At 60.3% G+C, this 18,668-nt stretch carries 11 protein-coding genes; 7 read left to right on the plus strand and 4 right to left on the minus strand.

Annotated elements, in window-relative coordinates:
• Positions 1–13 precede the first annotated feature (13 nt).
• Both ACA055_RS05375 and ACA055_RS05380 read right to left on the minus strand, forming a co-directional pair.
• Positions 14–1,888, minus strand: a complete 1,875-nt coding sequence (locus ACA055_RS05375) for a putative bifunctional diguanylate cyclase/phosphodiesterase (RefSeq protein ID WP_497682690.1) — start codon at positions 1,886–1,888, stop codon at positions 14–16.
• Positions 1,885–4,191 (minus strand): EAL domain-containing protein, encoded by a 2,307-nt coding sequence (locus tag ACA055_RS05380; protein WP_497682691.1) that lies wholly within the window; start codon positions 4,189–4,191, stop codon positions 1,885–1,887. The genes ACA055_RS05375 and ACA055_RS05380 overlap by 4 nt, the downstream gene beginning before the upstream one ends.
• A gap of 259 nt (positions 4,192–4,450) precedes the next feature.
• Between ACA055_RS05380 and nosR the strand changes: the two genes are divergently transcribed.
• From nosR to ACA055_RS05400, 4 genes are all read left to right on the plus strand, one after another.
• On the plus strand, positions 4,451–5,827 hold the full coding sequence (gene nosR, locus ACA055_RS05385; protein ID WP_497682692.1) for a response regulator c-di-GMP phosphodiesterase, NosR family: 1,377 nt from the start codon (positions 4,451–4,453) through the stop codon (positions 5,825–5,827).
• A gap of 249 nt (positions 5,828–6,076) precedes the next feature.
• A complete protein-coding gene (locus tag ACA055_RS05390; protein WP_497682693.1) occupies positions 6,077–6,511 on the plus strand; it encodes an NUDIX hydrolase in 435 nt (144 codons plus the stop codon).
• 23 nt (positions 6,512–6,534) lie between these two features.
• Positions 6,535–7,173, plus strand: coding sequence for a LysE family translocator (locus ACA055_RS05395; RefSeq protein ID WP_497682694.1), 639 nt, complete (start codon positions 6,535–6,537; stop codon positions 7,171–7,173).
• 2 nt (positions 7,174–7,175) lie between these two features.
• Complete coding sequence (locus tag ACA055_RS05400; protein ID WP_497682695.1) at positions 7,176–7,673, plus strand: GNAT family N-acetyltransferase; 498 nt, start codon at positions 7,176–7,178, stop codon at positions 7,671–7,673.
• A 147-nt stretch (positions 7,674–7,820) separates the two neighbouring features.
• Here ACA055_RS05400 and metR read toward each other — a convergent pair whose 3' ends face one another.
• Positions 7,821–8,738, minus strand: coding sequence for a transcriptional regulator MetR (gene metR, locus ACA055_RS05405; protein WP_497682696.1), 918 nt, complete (start codon positions 8,736–8,738; stop codon positions 7,821–7,823).
• A gap of 108 nt (positions 8,739–8,846) precedes the next feature.
• Between metR and metE the strand changes: the two genes are divergently transcribed.
• Positions 8,847–11,159: a 5-methyltetrahydropteroyltriglutamate--homocysteine S-methyltransferase gene (gene metE / locus ACA055_RS05410; RefSeq protein ID WP_497682697.1), complete on the plus strand. Its 2,313-nt coding sequence runs from the start codon at positions 8,847–8,849 to the stop codon at positions 11,157–11,159.
• 50 nt (positions 11,160–11,209) lie between these two features.
• Here metE and ACA055_RS05415 read toward each other — a convergent pair whose 3' ends face one another.
• Complete coding sequence (locus tag ACA055_RS05415; protein ID WP_497682698.1) at positions 11,210–16,408, minus strand: dermonecrotic toxin domain-containing protein; 5,199 nt, start codon at positions 16,406–16,408, stop codon at positions 11,210–11,212.
• A gap of 226 nt (positions 16,409–16,634) precedes the next feature.
• Here ACA055_RS05415 and ACA055_RS05420 point away from each other — a divergent pair, with 226 nt between their 5' ends.
• Together ACA055_RS05420 and ACA055_RS05425 are read left to right on the plus strand one after the other, a co-directional pair.
• Positions 16,635–17,654 carry an alpha/beta fold hydrolase gene (locus ACA055_RS05420; RefSeq protein ID WP_497682699.1) on the plus strand — a complete coding sequence of 340 codons (1,020 nt, stop codon included), beginning with the start codon at positions 16,635–16,637 and terminating at the stop codon, positions 17,652–17,654.
• A 244-nt stretch (positions 17,655–17,898) separates the two neighbouring features.
• Positions 17,899–18,564, plus strand: a complete 666-nt coding sequence (locus tag ACA055_RS05425; protein ID WP_497682700.1) for a DsbA family oxidoreductase — start codon at positions 17,899–17,901, stop codon at positions 18,562–18,564.
• Positions 18,565–18,668 lie beyond the last annotated feature (104 nt).

The raw sequence follows: 18,668 nt of genomic DNA on the forward strand, positions 1-18,668 counted from the left end.
CGTTGCGCATCGTTCACATGGCTGCGGAGGGAGGAGGCTTTACGGACTTCAGATACTGGACGAAGGCGTCCGGCTCCACGGCTTTGCTGAAGTAGTAACCCTGGACTTCTTCGCATTGATGCGCCTTGAGGAAATTCAGTTGTTCGAGGGTTTCCACCCCTTCGGCGATGATGGTCAGGTTAAGGCTGCGGCCCAGGCTGATAATGGCGCTGACCAGGGCTGCGTCATTGCTGTCGTTGGTCAGGCCGCGAATGAACGACTGGTCGATTTTCAGCACATCGATGGGGAAACGTCGCAGGTAGCTGAGGCTCGAATACCCGGTACCGAAGTCATCGATGGCCAGTCGCACCCCAATGACTTTGAGCCGGGTCAGGGCGTTCACCGTGGTATCGACGTTCTGCATCAACACGCCTTCGGTGATTTCCAGTTCCAGCAAGGCCGGTTCCAGGCCCGTTTGTTTGAGTGTCTGCTCAATGCCGTCGACAAAGTCCCGCTGGCGGAAATCGATGGCCGACATGTTCACCGACATGCAGATCTTCGGCAGACCGGCGGCCTGCCAGGCACAGGCTTGTCGGCAGGCTTCGGCCAGCACCCATTTGCTCAGCGGCACGATCAGGCCGCTGTCTTCGGCCACACCGATAAAGTCCGATGGATACACCAGACCGTGCCCCGGTTTTTGCCAGCGAATCAAAGCCTCGGCACCGACCACCTGACCGCTGACCAGGTCCAGTTTGGGCTGGTAATGCAGGACAAACTCCTTGCGCTCCAGCGCCAGGCGGATGCCGGACTCGATGCTTTGCTGATCCCGGGCACGCTGGTTCATCTCGTCGATGAAAAAACTGAAATCGTTCGGGCCGCTTTCCTTGATGTTGCGCATCGCGGTTTCGGCTTTCTTGATCAATGCGATGGCATCAAAGCCGTCGTCGGGATAAATGCTGATGCCCAGGCTGGCCGTCACGCTCAGGTCATGGCCGGCGATGTGCTGGGGCGCACGGATGGCGTTCAAGAGTTTTTCGGCAATCCCCTTGGTCTGCTGGGGGTGGCGGATATCGGCGAGGATCACCACGAACTCGTCAGAGCCGTAGCGAAACACCGAGTCGGACTCGCGTACCGTCGACACCAGGTTTTGCCCGACACGCTTGAGCATCTCGTCACCGGCCGGATGCCCCAGGGCGTTGTTGATGCGCTTGAAGCGATCAAGTCCCAGAAACATCACTGCCAGTTGTTTGTCATGGCGCCGGGACAAGGCCAGGGACTGGTTCAACCGGTCGCCCAGCAGCGTGCTGTTAGGCAGTTCAGTCAACACGTCGTACTGCAACAAATGCGACACCTTGAGCAATTCGTGGACCCGCGCCTCGATGGTCTGCTCCAGGCTCAGCACCTTCATCGCGGCGTCCTGCGCCATCTGCCACTTCCAGGTCAGGGCACTGGCCATCTGGCGGATTTCCAGGCTGTCGAAGGGCTTTTTCAGCACCAGCAACTGGTCGCCGAATTCCAGCCGCTCGGCCATGGCTTCCCAGGTGTAGTCGGAATAGGCCGTGCACAGCGCGATTTGCAGGTGCGGGTCGGCCTTCCACAGTTGTTCGATGGTTTCCAGGCCGTCCCAGCCCGGTGGCATGCGCATGTCGGTGAACACCAGCGCGTAGGGGCGACCTTCGGCCAGTGCACGCTCGACCAGTTCGAGGGCTTCCTGCCCCTGATACGCCGAGTCGAGCTGGAATGTCAGCCGAGCCAGTTGCAGCGTGCCGAACAGCGCTTCTTCAGTACCGGCCAGGGTCTGTTCGTCTTCAGTCTCCGGGCCGAGGATCTTGCGAAAGTCCTGATGGATCGAAGGCGTGTCGTCGACAATCAGAATGCGCCGGTTGGTCTGCACGAAAGGCGTTTTCATTCCTTGTCCTCCGTGGAGCGTGGCGGGTTACCCAGGATCGGCCCGATGTCGTGTTTCGCGGGCACAATGCTCCCGGCCTTCAGCAGCTCGGCGGCTTGCTGGCTGCTGACAGCCTTGCTGAAGAAATAACCCTGGGCGTTCATCGGTGAACCGGTGGCCATCAACGAACTGCGCTGTTCCTCGGTTTCGACGCCCTCGGCAATGATGCCGATTCCCACTTCACGGGCGAAATTGATAATCGCGCGCAGGGTGTTCGCACTGGCCGGATCGCGGGCGGCGGTGTCGATGAAGGCCTGGGCGAGTTTCAGGTGATTGACCTGGTAAGTCTTGAGGTAGTCGAACGAGGAATATTCGGTGCCGAAGTCGTCGATGGCGATCTTCACCCCCAGCTCACGCAAGCGCGGCAATACATCGTTGTGGGTCCATTTGGTCTGGGCCAGCGTCGCCTCGGTGACATCGAAGCGCAGGTCCCAGGGGCATAGCTCCCAGCGTGCGGTGGTGCGCAGCACATCATAGATCAGCTCGGGACCACTCTTGAGTTGGGCCAGGGACAGCTTGATCGCAATCACCGGCGGCGCCATGCCTTCGTCGCGCCATTGGCGCATCTGCTGGCAGGCGCGATCCAGTATCCAGTGACCGAGGGCAACGATGGTGCCGGTCTTTTCCGCGGCAGGCAGGAACGCCGGGGCATCGAGCAAGCCGCGCGTGGGGTGGTTCCACCTGACCTGTGCTTCCATGCCGAGGATCTTGCCGCTGCTCAGGTCGACTTCCGGCCAGTAATGCAGTTCGAGCTCGTGGTGTTCGATGGCCTCTCGCAAGTCGCTGGCGATGGTCATGCGCTCGACCACCTCCTGATTGATCTCCTCGGAATGGAAATGGTACTGGTTGCGACCCTTTTCCTTGGAGCGATAGAGCGCCATGTCGGCCTGGGTCAGCAGGTTGTCGGCAGTTGTGCAGAGCGCGCTGTAACTGCTGATGCCAATACTGACCGAGACCCGCACATCGTTGCCGGTCAGGGAGTAGGGCAGCACCAGCGCATCGCGGACCTTGGCAGCCAGTGCCGCTGAGTGGGTCGGGTCGCTGACGTCCAGCTGCAGGATCGCGAACTCATCGCCGCCGAGGCGGGCGACCACATCGTTTTCGCGCACACAAGCCTTGATGCGTCGGGCGACTTCTTGCAGCAACAGGTCACCCACCGGGTGCCCGAGGGTGTCGTTGATTCGTTTGAAGTGATCCAGGTCCAGATAAAACATGGCAAACGTTGCCGCGCCTCGACGAGCGGCGGCGAAGGCCTGGTGCAGGCGTTCGATCAGGGTCGCGCGGTTGGCGAGTCCGGTGAGCCCGTCGGTGCGCGCCAGCAGGGCGATTTTCTCCTCGGCCACCTTGCGTTCGGTGATGTCGATGATGATGCCTTCGACTTCCAGCAAACGGCCGTCGGCGTCGCGCACCGGGATGTAGCGGTTTTCCACCCAGCGCCAGGCGCCCGCGCCAGTGCGCATGCGAAACTCGATGGAGGCGCCTGCGGCATGGCGATCCAGCACCCGGGCCATGGCGGTGTCGACCTTCGGTTGATCGTCCAGATGGATCAGCTCCCGGGCCCAGTTGGCCGAGGCCACCAGGTTCGCTGCGACATGCCCGTATTTGGTGATGTTGTGGGAGATGTACATCAATGGGAACGACGGTTCGCCCCGCAGCCGATAAAGAATGGTCGGGCTGTTTTGCACAATGATGTTCGCATCGGACAGCTCCCGGGTGCGTTCCTCGACCGCTTGCTCCAGCAGCGACATCTTCAACGCCGCGTCTTCGGTCATTTGCCACTTGGCAGTCAATGCGCTGGCCATCTGACGGATTTCGATGGCATCGAAAGGTTTCTTCAGAATCAGCAGGCGATCGCCCAGTTCCAGGCGCTCGTCGATGTCTTCCCAGGAATAGTCGGAATAAGCAGTGCACAGCGCCACTTGCAGTTTGGGATCGACTTGCCACAGCCGCTTGATGGTTTCCAGGCCATCCCAGCCCGGCGGCATGCGCATGTCGATAAAGGCCATCGCGTAGGGCAGGTCGTTGGCCAGCGCAGTCTCGACCTTGTCCAGGGCTTCGAGGCCCTGAAACGCCGAGTCGAGCATGAAACTTTGCAGAGATTGCGCCGCAGAGGTTCCAAACAGGGCGTTTTCCGCGCTGGTCAGGCGGTCGTCATCGATCGAGGGCGGGCTGAGGATCTTGATGAAGTCCTCGTGAATCGAAGCGGTGTCGTCGACGATCAGAATCCGCCGGTTGGTCCGCGCCAGCAGCGAATTCATCGACATACGCCGGGACGGGCAGCAGTTTGGTGTCGTGTACTCATAGGGGGCATCCTTTCCCTGATCACCTGGCCGAACGTACAGATTATGGATCCGAGTGACCTGAGCATAGTCGCCTGTCCACGACTTCGCGCGACTGAATGAAACGAATCATTTTCCGGAGCAGGCGGAAAAATCATCTAGCCTGTAGGTCAGGCTCCGGCAATAGGGGATTTTTGCCAGGGGCCTGACACTGCGCTGTATCCGTTTTACTTGAGGTGACGCCATGGAAGAGCAACTCCCCACGACTTTGACCTATAAACCCAAGGTGTTGCTGGTCGATGATGAGGAGTCAATCCTCAACAGCCTGCGTCGCCTGTTACGCGGCCAGCCCTACGACGTGTTGCTGGCTACCAGCGGTGCACAGGCGCTGGAAATCATGGCGCAACACCCCATCGACCTGGTGATGAGCGATGCGCGCATGCCCAACATGGACGGCGCCACGCTGCTGGCCCACATTCATCAGCGCTACCCCGACACCGTTCGGATCATGCTGACCGGCTATGCCGATCCGTCGGCGATTATCAAAGCCATCAATGAAGGGCAGATTCATCGTTACATCAGCAAGCCCTGGCACGATGGGGAAATGCTGCTGACGATGCGACAATCACTCGCCTATCAGCTTTCCGAGCGTGAACGGTTGCGTCTGGTGCAAGAGACGTGGGATCAAAACGAGCAACTGAAGTTGCTCAACGCCACCCTGGAAAAACACGTCGCCGCCCGCACTGCCGAGCTGCAGCAGACTGCCGACATGCTCGACCTGGCCTACGAAGAGCTCAAGCACAGCTATGTCACGGGCACCGAGGTGTTTTCGTTGCTGGCCAACCTGCGCTTGCCGCCGGCCAAACAGACCAATCGCCAGATCATCGAGCTGGTGCGGGTGTACTGCAAACTCCACGGACTGGATGAAGGCACCAGTCGCGACCTGACCATGGCCGCGGCGCTCTACAACATCGGCAAACTGAGCTGGACCGACAGCATGATGACCGCCCCCGCGGACCTGCTGCATCACAATGATCGAGAGCGCTATCGCGGTTATCCAAAGCAGAGTGAGTCGCTGCTGATGACCCTCGACCCGATGAAGGATGCCGCCCGTCTGATTCTTCACCATCAGGAGCGCTGGGACGGCAGCGGTTTCCCAGACCGACTCAAGGGTGAGGCGATTCCGTTCGGCTCGCGGCTGCTGAAACTGGCCGTGGATTTCATCGAACTGCAGCGTGGCCTGATCCTCGAGCGGCAGATGAACAGCGATGAAGCGCTGGTCTATATCCGTAGCTATGCCGGCAAGCTTTACGACCCCGGGATGGTGGAGGATTTCATTCAGGTCTGTGCTGCGTACCTGACCGATGTCTCGTTAGCCGATCCGACGGTCAAAGTGCTGACCACGCGGGAAGTGGCGGCGGGCATGATCCTGGCGCGCAACCTCAATGCCGACAACGGCATGCTGCTGCTCAATGCCGGCAAGGTGCTGAACGGGCCATTGGTCGAGAAGTTGATTGCCTTCGAAGCGATGGAGGGCGCGAAATACAGCATTTTTGTGCGGGTGCCGGAAGAGGAGGGCGCGATTCTTGAAGTGGGTGAGGTTGTTCAGGTGATTCATTGATCCACTGGTCCACTGATCTACTGTGGGAGCGGGCTTGCTCGCGAAGCTGTTGATCTTGCCGTTGCCGTTGCCGTTACCGCAAAAACGGATAGGTACACCCATCAAAAAAACACGTCACCTGACAAATGGCCTTCGCGTGCAAGCCCGCTCCCACAGGGATCCACGGTGCTCCGCAGAGCGTTTCCGGCGTGACGCCGCCCCGACGCTCATGTGATCCTTGCGCCTTTTCCCCAAGGCCAATCCCGATCCATGACCCTTTCATCCGCAACTTCCCCCCGCCTTATCCGCATCGCCGCCGCCCTGTTGATCGGTCCCGACGGACGAACCTTGCTGGTTCGCAAGCGCGGCACCGAGGCGTTCATGCAACCCGGCGGCAAAATCGAAGCCCATGAGCAACCGGTTCACGCCCTGGCCCGTGAACTGGAAGAAGAATTGGGTTTAGTCATCGATCCGGCGCACGCCACCTACCTGGGGCAATTCTCGGCACCGGCCGCCAATGAGCCGGGTTTTGTCGTACAGGCCGAACTCTTTCAGCTGACAATCGATTCAGACGTTACCCCGGCGGCGGAGATCGAGGAGGTGCGCTGGATCGACCCCGCCACCGAGGGTGATGTCACGCTGGCGCCATTGACACGGGACCTGATCCTGCCGTTTTATCGAGCCTCGTTAATCACGACCGCCTGATCATTCTCACGGAACGACTGCCAATGATCCCGCTTCAAGACTTGCTGATTTTCGCCGCTGCCGCGTTGCTGATGGTGCTGACACCGGGGCCGAACATGATCTACCTGATCTCCCGTTCGATCTGCCAGGGCCGCAAGGCCGGGGTGACTTCGTTGCTTGGTGTGGTCGCGGGTTTTTTCGTGCATTTGTTCGCCGCGGCGGCCGGTTTGACGGCGGTGTTTCTGGCAGTGCCGATGGCCTACGAAGTGTTGAAATGGGCTGGCGCGCTGTACCTGCTGTGGCTGGCCTGGCAGGCGGTCAGACCGGGGGCGCGCTCGCCATTCGAGGCCCAGCAGTTACCGCCGGACTCGTCGCGCAAACTGATCACCATGGGGTTTCTGACCAGCGCGTTGAACCCGAAGATCGCGGTGTTTTACCTGTCGGTGTTTCCGCAGTTCATCACGCCTGAGCACGGTTCGGTGTTCACCCAGAGTATCGTCCTTGGCCTGACCCAAATCAGTGTGAGTTTCTGTGTCAACCTGCTCATCGCGTTGTTTGCGGCGGGCATCGCTTCCTGGTTCGTCAACAACCCGACCTGGCTGGCGGTGCAGCGCTATTTCATGGGCTTCGTGCTGTCCGCGCTGGCGGTGCGGCTGATGCTTGAACAACGACGGACGGCTTGAACATGTGGATTGAACGACTGGATGCCAGCCATGCCCTGGACTATCGGGCGCTGATGCTCGAAGCCTACGATCGGCATCCCCAGGCGTTCACCTCTAGCGTACGCGAACGCGCTGCGATGCCGTTGAGTTGGTGGGAGTCGCGCCTGACCAGCAAGCTGGACGTGGTGCTCGGGGCGTTCGAGGAGGGGCAACTGGCGGGCATCGTCGGTCTGGCCTTCGAGCCTCGGGAAAAGGCCCGGCACAAGGCGACGCTGTTCGGCATGTACGTGTCCGCCGAGGTGCGCCAGCGTGGGCTCGGTTATCAGCTGGTTCAGGCGGCTTTGGCTGAAGCGCAAACCCGCCAGTGCCTGCGGCTGATCCAGCTGACCGTCACCGCGGGCAATGAAGCGGCGTTCAAACTGTACCTGCGCTGCGGCTTCATTCAGTACGGCCTCGAACCGCTGGCGGTGCGGGTGGGCGAGGACTACTTCGACAAGATCCATATGTGGCGAGAAATCTGAAGCCACCACAATCCCATGTGGTGATCACAAAAAATGTGGCCACAGAAAATCCCTGTGGGAGCGGGCTTGCTCGCGAATGCGATCTGTCTGTTACATCAATGTTGACTGACACTCCGCTTTCGCGAGCAAGCCCGCTCCCACATTTGATCAGCGAACGGCGCTAACACCATCCAGTGTCGAAAACGACGTGTCTTTCGCCGTCAGCAAGAAATCGCGCATGTATGGCGCATCCAGCATGTCGGCGCGAATGCCGGCATACAGCGTCGCAAACAAACCCTTCTCGCCCAGCCGCTTGCCCTTCACATAACCCCGTGAACTGTATTCATGCAGCGCCCAATGGGGCATGCCGCAGACACCGCGACCACTGGCCACCAGTTGCATCATCATCACTGTCAGTTCCGAGGTGCGAACCTGGGCCGGTTCGATATCGGCCGGTTCGAGGAAGCGGGTGAAGATGTCCAGTCGATCACGTTCCACTGGGTAGGTGATCAGCGTCTCCGTGAGCAAGTCTTCCGGGACGATGTAGGGCTTGCTTGCCAAACGGTGCTGGTTGGCCACCGCGAGCATCGCTTCATAAGTGAACAACGGCACGTAAGTGATCCCGGCCAGCTCCAGCGGATCGGAAGTCACCACCAGGTCCAGGTCGCCCCGGGCCAGCGCCGGCAGCGGGGCGAAGGAAAAACCTGAGGCCAGGTCCAGCTCGACTTCCGGCCAGGCATCGCGGAACTGATCGATGGTCGGCATCAGCCACTGGAAGCAACTGTGGCACTCGATCGCCATGTGCAAACGGCCCGCCGTGCCCCCCGCCAGCCTTGCGATATCCCGTTCGGCGCCACGCAGCAGCGGCAGCGTAGCGTCAGCCAGTTGCAGCAGGCGCAGCCCGGCGCTGGTGAAACGCACTGGTTTGGTCTTGCGCACGAACAGTGGCATGCCCATGCGCTCCTCCAGCTCCTTGAACTGGTGGGACAGGGCGGATTGGGTCAGGTGCAGGCGGTCGGCCGCATCCACGAGGCTATCGGCTTCGCGCAAGGCGTGCAGGGTCTTCAGGTGACGGATTTCAAGCACCGGGGGCTCCATGAGGAAAACTTGTGATCAACACGAAAAGGTTGAGTTTGTCTCATGTTGGGTTGTCTGTCGACAATAGCGCCATCTTTTACAAGGAGGAATATTCCCATGGCTCTGGCCCACACACTTGGTTTTCCGCGCATCGGCGCTGACCGCGAACTGAAAAAAGCCCTCGAATCCTACTGGAAGGGCGATCTGGATCAGGACGCGCTGAAAAGCGTCGGCCGCCAATTGCGTGCCACCCACTGGCAATTGCAGAAAGACGCCGGCATCGACTTGCTGCCCGTCGGCGACTTCGCCTGGTATGACCAGGTGCTGAGCCACTCGCTGACATTCGGTGTGATCCCCGAGCGTTTCGACAGCGCCAAGGATGAACAAGGCTTGCCGACCCTCGACACCCTGTTCGCCATGGCCCGTGGCGCCACCGCGGCCTGCTGCGGCGGTGAACACACCAAAGCGCAATACGCTCAGGAACTGACCAAGTGGTTCGACACCAACTACCACTACCTGGTCCCGGAATTCAGCGCTGACCAACAATTCAAACTCAGCTGGGAACAGCTGTTCGACGAAGTCGATGAAGCCAAGGCCCTGGGCCACAACGTCAAACCGGTGATCATCGGCCCACTGACTTATCTGTGGCTGGGCAAAGCCAAAGGCAACGATTTCGACAAGCTCGATCTGCTGGAACGCCTGCTGCCGGTCTACAATGAAATCCTCGGTCGCCTGGCGGAACAGGGCGTGGAATGGGTGCAGATCGACGAACCGATCCTGACCCTCGACCTGCCACAAGACTGGAAAAACGCCTTCGAACGCGCCTACCACATCCTTCAATACTCGCCGCTGAAAAAACTCGTGGCGACCTACTTCAGTGGCCTGGAAGACAACCTTGGGCTGGCAGTCGGTTTGCCGGTGCAAGGCTTGCACATCGACGCAGTACGCGCCCCGGACCAACTCGGCCAAGTGCTGGATCGTCTGCCGACCTACAAGATTCTCTCGGTGGGCCTGGTGAACGGACGCAACGTCTGGCGCTGCGAACTGGAGCAAGTACTCGCTCAGTTGCAACCGGCCCAGGAACGCTTTGGCGACAACCTGTGGGTCAGCAGTTCCTGCTCGCTGCTGCACAGCCCGGTGGATTTGGATCGTGAAGACAAGCTCGATCCGGAACTGAAAAGCTGGCTGGCGTTTGCCGTGCAGAAGTGTGGCGAAATTGCCGTGCTGCGCGACGCCCTGAACGACCCGCAATCGCCGAAAGTGCAAGCCGCGCTGGCCGAGAGCCGTGCCATTCAGGCCAGCCGCGCCGAGTCGCCGCGTATCCATAAAGCTGAGGTGCAAGCACGTATTGCGGCGATCGGTGCGGCGGACAGCCAACGCCACTCGCCGTTTGCCAAACGTATCGAGCAACAGCGTGCGCGTTTGAAACTGCCGGCATTCCCGACCACCACCATCGGCTCGTTCCCGCAGACCGGTTCCATCCGTCTGGCACGCCAGGCCTTCAAGCAAGGCAAACTGTCGGCCAACGATTACACCGACGCCATGCACAGCGAAATCCGCCACGCCGTGCAAGTCCAGGAACGCCTGGGCCTGGACGTGCTGGTGCACGGTGAAGCCGAACGCAACGACATGGTCGAGTACTTCGCCGAGCAACTGGACGGCTACTTGTTCACCCGTTTCGGCTGGGTGCAGAGCTACGGTTCGCGTTGTGTGAAACCGGCAATCATCTACGGCGACCTGAGCCGCCCGACCGCCATGACCGTCGACTGGATCACCTATGCGCAGAGCCAGACCGACAAGGTCATGAAAGGCATGCTCACCGGTCCCGTGACCATGCTGATGTGGTCGTTCCCACGCGAAGATGTGTCGCGCAAAATCCAGGCGCAACAACTGGCCCTGGCCCTGCGTGACGAAGTGGTGGACCTGGAAACCGCCGGCATCAAGATCGTGCAGATCGACGAAGCGGCGTTCCGCGAAGGCTTGCCGCTGCGCCGCGCGCAATGGCAGGAATACCTGGACTGGGCAGTGGAAGCCTTCCGTTTGAGCGCCTCCGGTGTGCGTGACGAAACCCAGATTCACACCCATATGTGCTACAGCGAATTCAATGATGTGATCGAGTCCATCGCGGCCATGGACGCCGACGTGATCACCATCGAAACCTCGCGTTCGGACATGGAGTTGCTGGAAGCCTTCGAAGCGTTCGACTACCCGAACGATATCGGCCCGGGCGTGTATGACATCCACTCGCCACGGGTGCCGGACACGGCCGAGATGGTCAAGTTGATGAGCAAAGCCGTGAAACGCATTCCAGCCGAGCGGTTGTGGGTCAACCCGGACTGCGGTTTGAAAACCCGCGCCTGGCCGGAAACCGAAGCGGCGCTCGTGAACATGGTCGCGGCAGCACGGCAGTTGCGTAGCCAGCTGGCCTGACCGACTGCGGCAGAACAGCGGGGCACGGTGTGTGCTCCGCTGTTTTTCGTTCAGAGCGCTGAAAAGTGTTTGAGGCCGAGCGGTTTGCCAATCTCTCCCCGCCAGATCGACTCAACCTGGGCACCGCTACTCGCCTGAGCCTGTTGCCAGTGCAAGCCCAGGTTGCGTTTTTCGGGTAGCTTCAAATGCGCTTTGACGAACTCGTTGAACGGCGACTTTGCTGATGTGTAATGAAAGTGCGCATACCACAAGGGCCGCGGCGGGGTCTGCGTCAGATCGCGTACCTCATACTCCTGCAGAAAATCCCTCGTTCGGTCAGGGCGTTTGCCCAGATCCCGCAATCCGCCTTCCTTGCGGATGTCCACGACCTGCTGTTCCAGCAAATAGTCCAGATAGCCTTCGGTCGGGGTCTTGCTGTTCAGGGTCTGATCAATTCGCAGCGTGCGTCCCGCTCGCACAAACTCATCCGCCCGACCGCGTAATTGCTGCGCGACCGGCTCCGTAGGCGACAGCCGTTCGATGGCTTCGGCACGCACATTCAATTCCGCGGCTTCGCTGCTCATCATGTGCTCAAGGTCGATCGGCAGCATGTGTTGTCGCGCGTAACCTTCGACTTTGCTTTGGTAGGCGCCTGCGGCACCCAGCCTTTTTCTCGCCTCTGCCAGCAACGGCTTGATGTCGGTCGGGAGCTGAAGTCGAGCAGGACCCGGTTGTGCACTGAGGTGATATTTGCCGCTGGGGCGTGGCAGCCAGGTTTCCGTTCGGCCGTCGACACCCTCGACGGTGAAGCGCTTTTGACGGGTCGCTGTGTCGGTGTTTTCCACGCCGATCAGTAACCGGTTGTCCTCCGTTTCAAAGAGCTTTTTACCCATGCGCCCTTCGATGGGAGTGACGGAGGATCGGTTTTTGATGGCATGGCGAGCGAAGTCTTCCACCCTTGTCAGGCTGTCCAGAAACACCGCGACTTGTTCCAGGTCCAGGTGATGCGGATAGCCCAGCGTCCAGGCATTGAGGCTGCGACGCAGCTCGGTGTAAGTCGTCAGGCAGTCTTCCAGTATTTTGTTGCGCTGGGCTACGTTGGCGCGTACTTCGGGAAGTTGGTGCTGGGTGAGCAGCGTGCGTCCGACGTTGGTTCGTGCCTCTTTTATCTGCACATGTAAATAAACCCAGGACAGGTCGTCGATAGCGTCGTAGTGGCTGATGGTTTCCAGCACATGCGCCGTTTTCAGATAAGCGTAATTGGTGTCGCTGAGTTTTTCGTTAATGTTCGCCAGGTCAGCGGCCATTTTGGTCTTCTGGGTGCGGTTGGTGATGCGAGCGTTCCAGCTGTTGGCCTGTTCGACAGTGGCGTGCTGTTGGTCAAACACTTGAAGAAAGGCTTTGCGGGTTGTCTTGCGTTGCGTCAAAAGCTGTAAATGTTCGGCGGCATTGAGACCCGGTGTGGTGTCCGAACGCGCAACAAGTTCATCAATGCGGTTGAGGAGTTCCAGTAGCGTTTCCGTGGCCAGATTCACGCGACGTAGCGAGCGGTCGACCACCACCCAGGCGCAGGTGCTTTGTATGGCCTCGGCCTGAGTGCGTTTTCTGCCATGGGTCAATAGCTTGAGCTCTTCCAGATTCCGGTATTGGCTTTGTGCGATGTCGATGTCGGTTGAGCAGGCGCCATCGAGCTGCGCCCTGCGTGCCTGACGCTGACTCGGTTCAAGGTTGTAATAGTGATCCAGAGCGCTGTTGGTACGGCGAGTCTGCGTATCGAGTTGCCGGGTGTACGCATCGGCGGTGTTGGTCAGGGCCTGCTGGCGACGCAAGGTTCGATCCGTCCACCAGCGCGGTAGCCAGCGGCGGATGGCGGCGGGCCAGAGCGGATCGAGCCCGTCAGCCATGTGACCGAGCGCGGCACCACCTCCCACTCCGCCGCCCTCGATCAGGGTGCCGTACACCGCGTAGTGGGTGTTCCAGTTGCCTGCCTCATCAAGGGCGATGGGTTGCTTGTAGGTGCGCGTGCCGGACCCGCTCAAACGCCAGCGCGGCGGGCTGCCACTCAACTCGATTTGGTAGAGGCGCCCCTGGCTGATCATGAAGTCACCCTCGGCGTGTCGATAAACCTGGCGGTAAAGGCCATCGGTGCCAGGTTGCAGGCCGGCCAGGGAAATCTCCTTTTCGTATTCATATCCCTTGAAGTAATCGCGGGTGCGCCGGGCCTGTCGCCCAGTTGATACCTGCATGGCACCGACACTCTTTCCTAATGTCCCGAGCTGACGGTGGCGTGTTGCCAGGCGAGCGGCAGCGGGCGCCGCAAAAGTGCCAGGAAGAACGTCCATCGCCGCGTCGATCAATGCCAGCAACACCGCTTCAACCTCGGCCAGACCTTGGCCAACATCGCCGTGCAGAGCGGCTGCCACCGCCCGATTGGCGCTGCTCCAGGCGTCGTACAAGGCAATGGCACTGCCCATGAAAGGCAACATGCCAATGGCCATCTTCAAGTAATTGAACAAGACTCCGGATTGCAGGGCGTAGCGCTCCAGGTACAACGCGTCGTTGGAACGGGAGGTCGCCCGATGGGCTTCCAGCAGACGGCCCATATGCACATTCAACAGGTGGCTCGCCATGGACGTGGTGGGTGGCCAAGCGGTGCCGATTCCGATCATCCCATCGAAGTTTTTCAGCAGCGCCTGGTTGATGCGGCTGACATGGCGAGCGAAATCACCCTTGAGCGCACGCCCGGCCAGATAGTTGGCCATGTTGCTGTGCAAGCACAGGTTGAACAGGGCCTTTCGTGCCCGTTCAAGGCTGTCGTACTGGCGCAGAAATACTTCGTCGGGGCTGTCGGGCAAGTAGAGCAGGGTAAGACCGGTGTTGCGCTCGTGAATGAAGGTAATGCCGGACAAGGTGCTCGGCCCTTGATTGTCCGTATCGGCACCACCCACGCTGAGATGCGCCGGCCACAACACGATGCGCTTGCCGTTGACCTCATACGCCTCGCGGCTATTGGCGTCGATGGCGATCTCCAGCACTTGCCGACCGTCGGCATCGATCTCTCGTCTGAGCAGGGCAAATTCGCCTTGCAGCTTGAGCATCAGGCGCCAGGGTTCGCTCAGGCATTCACGACGGTGCTGGTTACTGAAGGCTGACGCGGTCGAGGTACCGAGAAAGGTGTCACGTATCAGGGTTTCATAACGTCCTGCCAGGTCCAGTTCGGTGACGAGTTGGCGCAGATAGGGCAGCGTGATGCCGGCTTTCAGTGTCTTGCGCACGGCCTCGTCATCCACCGTGATCTCAGCCTTCATCAGCGACAGTCGCCACCACATCGATTGATCGATATTGCTCTGCGCCAGCTCGGCGAGCGATAACAAGCTTCGTTGCTGACTGGCGATCAGCGCGTTTTGCTGGGGCGTTCCCGGTGCGGCGCCGTCGCTCACGACTTTTTGCCAAGTGGTTGAGTCGGGCACGTCCAACCTCACCGCAAAACCTTGCGTGAGGCTGAAGTCCTGACGCAGGCGTGCAATGATGGCTTTTTCGCTGAAGGCATCCCGGGGCGGCAGTTCGCGTTCGAGCAGCGCATGGGAGCGTTTCATCGCCTTGATGTAAGAGGTGAACAGACGCTTGAGCCGAGCCCGTTGCGTGTCGGACAGTGAACCGAGCCACGGCGGCAGTTCACCCGCCAGAGCGCTGCTGTTTTGTTGCTCGATAATTTGCGCGTAAGCCCGCTCCCGGGCGGCCGGTATCGGTACCGTCAGGCGGCCAAGCGTTTGCTCGCGCAGTGTTTCCAACGCCACCGAACGCTGGCGCGCATGGGAGGGGACGGGGTTGGTCGCGATCAGCCGGGCAGCCTGCTCTTCGCAGTTGTAGAGCTGAATTTGGAACGCGTATTCGAATGGGTTACCGGTCAGTGCCGCGAGGTGCAGCGTCTGCGTGTTGTCGGTGGCCGTCAGTTTGAACAGCGTCTGTTCCAAGTCCTGGCGAGAGGCGAAACGCTGCAAGCCGCCGAAGCGCCCCGGCCAGTACAACAGCAGGCTGTAGGACGAGGACGTCAACAGCGCCGACGGATGGGTGAACACCAACACGCCGTCCAGCTCCTCGGTCTGAGTGGTGGTGTCAACGCCATCCGTATCGTTCGCCGACAGGGTCAGCCGCGCGGCCACCACGTCCGCATGCCGATCCATTTGATCGGGCGACTCCAGCACCGTCTTGAGCCACTGATGCTCTTCGGCGCTGATCTGCTTCAGGCTCAATTGCACGTCGGCTTCGGCCAGCAGGCCGGCCAGACGTGCCTGGTAAAGGGCGCTGTAGTGCTCATTCGGTTGTCGACGCAGTTCGAGCATCTTCAGCGGGTGGTCCGCATTGAGCAGCGCGGAGGCCGCCGTGGTGCTGGCCTGCTCTGCGGCGATGAGCGCGTCGAGTTGCTGCTTCAGAATGTGCTGACCCTGAAAGTCTTCGCCGAGCAAGTTGTCCAGTGCCATATGTTGCTGTGCCAAAGCGCTGTGACGCATGCCCAGCGGAATGTCCGGGTTCAACAGGCCGAACAGAGAAGGGCTTTCGGTCGTGTCGTCTATCGGCAGTTCGGGGGCCGGGGCAAAAACAGCTTCGCTGCGCCACTGTTGATCGACTGGCTCGGAGGACCATCGCGACAGCAGGGAGTCGGCACTCCTCTCCAGCGCAGAGTTTTCGAACGGGGTGTAGTCGACGTTGAACTGCCCGGCAGTTTGCGGATGATGTTCGATCAACCAGCGTTCCAGCTCGTTGCGGTTTGTAAAATTCATCCAGGCTGATGGCTGAAAGGGCACATACAACAATAGGGCCGCGTCCGTATCCCGGCTGATGATCAACGCCCCCGACAGTTCGACGCGTCGGTCATCGGTGCTATGTAGCAGCGGTTGTTCGACACGGGTATTGCGGGCGTCGGGCAGCGTCGGCTCAAGGTCCGGATCGACGATTACCTGCAGCGCGTTCATCTGTTCGTCAGACAAGGTTCCTTCGGCAAAAGCCAACTGACTCGAGGCCTCGAAATGCTGACGGTACAACTGGATGGCCAGCGCTTTGCGCGACAGGGCGGTGCCGGGTGCGCGTGCGCTCCACCAACCGATCCAGTCAGCATCGGGCGCCGGACTCTGCGCCATGAGTTCGATCCACTGCTCGTGGCAATCATTCCAGCGCGCCGACGCCAGCAGAAACAGATTCAGATCCGGGTTGGCGAACAAAGGGTGGGCAAGGCCAAAGTCGGCCGGTATGGGGGCGGGTACATCGAGCATGGCGACGGGTCTCCAGATGGCAGGAAGGCCGGGCTGTGCCGGCGTTCAGGGCATTAGAGATCGGGAGGATTGGAGGGTGGTGGTACATAGTTATCGCGCTATGCCATTTCCGATGCCGATGACCGTTCAGCACTCTTCATCAAACTGTCACGTAACTGTGGCAGCGCGCTTGAACAAACTTCATCAGACTCGCGCTCTACTGGGGTTCTGCGTTTCGGTGTTTTTCATGCGTGTATTTTTATTTTTGGCCGCGTTGTTGTTTGGCCTGCCGTCCCTGGCGGCGTCGCGATGCGATATCAATGTTCCGACCGAACGGGTCGATCTGGCGCAGGTGAGCCTGGCGTACCAGAGCATCGGCCGTGCCTCGGACCCGGCGCTGCTGCTGGTGATGGGCCTGGGCGGACAGTTGATTCACTGGCCGGACGAAGTCGTGGTTGCCCTGTGTCAGCAAGGTTTTCGGGTGATTCGCTACGACAATCGCGATGTTGGCCTGTCCACTTGGCGACAAACGCCGGTCGACGCCAACCTGACCTTCGAAGTGCTGCGCTACAAACTCGGTTTGCCCGTGTCGGCGCCGTATACCTTGACCGACATGGCCGACGACGCCTTCGGCCTGATGAGTGCGTTGCACGTCGAGCAATTCCACGTGTTGGGCGCGAGCATGGGGGGGATGATCGCCCAGCATATGGCGGCCATGGCACCGCAGCGGGTCGAGAGCCTGACCCTGATCATGACCAGTTCCGGCGCCGAAGGCTTGCCGGCGCCCAGTGCGGCGTTGGTGCAGTTGCTCGCGCGCCGCGGGGCGCCCAATCGTGAAGCCGCCCTCGAACAACAGGCCGACCTGCTGGCGGCGCTGGGCAGCCCGACGGTGAGTGATGACCGGCAGGCGCTGTTGCATCAGGCGGCGCTGTCTTATGACCGAGCGTTCAATCCCGAGGGCGTGAAGCGTCAGATCATGGCGATTCTCGCCGAGCCAAGTCGGGTGGCGTTGCTCAACCAATTGCGGGTACCGGCGCTGGTGGTGCATGGCACGGCGGATCCGTTGTTGCCGGTGATGCACGGGGTGCATTTGGCGGCGCATCTGCGTGGCAGCGAGTTGAGATTGATCCCGGGGCTGGCCCATCGCTTTCAGGAGGCGTTCAAGGCGCCGTTGCTGGCGGCGGTGTTGCCGTACTTGCGGGCTCACCGGGAAGACACTTCGCATTGGGCGCAGATCGAGCCGGTGGCTGAGCATAATCTGCTGTAGTCATTGAACTCGCTGTGTTCGGTCGGGCCTCTTCGCGAGCAAGCCCGCTCCCACAGGTGACCGAGCTCTCATAGAGAAATACGGTCGAATGTGGGAGCGGGCTTGCTCGCGAAGGCGGCATCACCTTCAACGTCGAAGCCGCCTGACCCAGCGCTTTCGCAAGCAAAACCCACTCCCGTACAAAGCCATCTGCACAGGTGTATCGTGCAAGCTTTCCGGCACGTTCCAGTCTGCGAGGTGAGTGATGAGTACCCCCCTGAAAATCGATTTCGTCAGCGACGTGTCCTGCCCCTGGTGCGTCGTCGGCCTGTACGGCCTGACGCGGGCGCTGGATCTGCTGGGGGACGAAGTCCAGGCCGAGATCCGTTTCCAGCCGTTCGAGCTGAACCCGAAGATGGGTCCTGAAGGGCAGAACATCACCGAACACATCACCGAGAAATATGGCTCGACACCCGAGCAATCCCAGAAAAACCGCGAAATGATCCGCGCCCGCGGAGCCGAGGTCGGGTTTGCCTTTCGCACGGACGGTAACAGCCGCATCTACAACACTTTCGATGCCCATCGCTTGCTGCACTGGGCGGGGCTGGAGGGGTTGCAGTTCAACCTGAAGGAGGCGCTGTTCAAGGCGTATTTTACCGACGGCGGCAATCCGTCCGACCACGCTCAGTTGGCGCAGATCGCCGCAAGTGTTGGTTTGGAGCAGCAGCGGGCCGAGGCGATTCTGGCTTCGGATGAGTTCGCCAAGGAAACGCTCGAAGAGGAACAACTGTGGCTGTCCCGTGGCGTGAGCTCGGTGCCGACCGTTGTCTTCAACGGGCAGTACGCGGTCACGGGCGGGCAGCCTGTGGAGACATTTGTCGCGGCGATCAGGCAGATCATGAGCGAGGCGAAGGGCGGAACGGTCAGTTGACAGAATCGGCATCAGCCGTGGGGGTCTAGCTGTGTTGAACGGAACCTGTGGGAGCGGGCTTGCTCGCGAAGGCGTCGGCACATTCAACATTGATGTGACTGACA

The organism is Pseudomonas sp. LBUM1657 (assembly GCF_059716075.1).

Excerpts from the sequence above, each read along its gene's own strand:
- ACA055_RS05375 (WP_497682690.1), bottom strand. The coding sequence starts at position 1,888 with ATGAAAACGCCTTTCGTGCAGACCAACCGGCGCATTCTGATTGTCGAC.
- ACA055_RS05380 (WP_497682691.1), bottom strand. The coding sequence starts at position 4,191 with ATGTCGATGAATTCGCTGCTGGCGCGGACCAACCGGCGGATTCTGATC.
- nosR (WP_497682692.1), top strand. The coding sequence starts at position 4,451 with ATGGAAGAGCAACTCCCCACGACTTTGACCTATAAACCCAAGGTGTTG.
- ACA055_RS05390 (WP_497682693.1), top strand. The coding sequence starts at position 6,077 with ATGACCCTTTCATCCGCAACTTCCCCCCGCCTTATCCGCATCGCCGCC.
- ACA055_RS05395 (WP_497682694.1), top strand. The coding sequence starts at position 6,535 with ATGATCCCGCTTCAAGACTTGCTGATTTTCGCCGCTGCCGCGTTGCTG.
- ACA055_RS05400 (WP_497682695.1), top strand. The coding sequence starts at position 7,176 with ATGTGGATTGAACGACTGGATGCCAGCCATGCCCTGGACTATCGGGCG.
- metE (WP_497682697.1), top strand. The coding sequence starts at position 8,847 with ATGGCTCTGGCCCACACACTTGGTTTTCCGCGCATCGGCGCTGACCGC.
- ACA055_RS05415 (WP_497682698.1), bottom strand. The coding sequence starts at position 16,408 with ATGCTCGATGTACCCGCCCCCATACCGGCCGACTTTGGCCTTGCCCAC.
- ACA055_RS05420 (WP_497682699.1), top strand. The coding sequence starts at position 16,635 with ATGCGTGTATTTTTATTTTTGGCCGCGTTGTTGTTTGGCCTGCCGTCC.
- ACA055_RS05425 (WP_497682700.1), top strand. The coding sequence starts at position 17,899 with ATGAGTACCCCCCTGAAAATCGATTTCGTCAGCGACGTGTCCTGCCCC.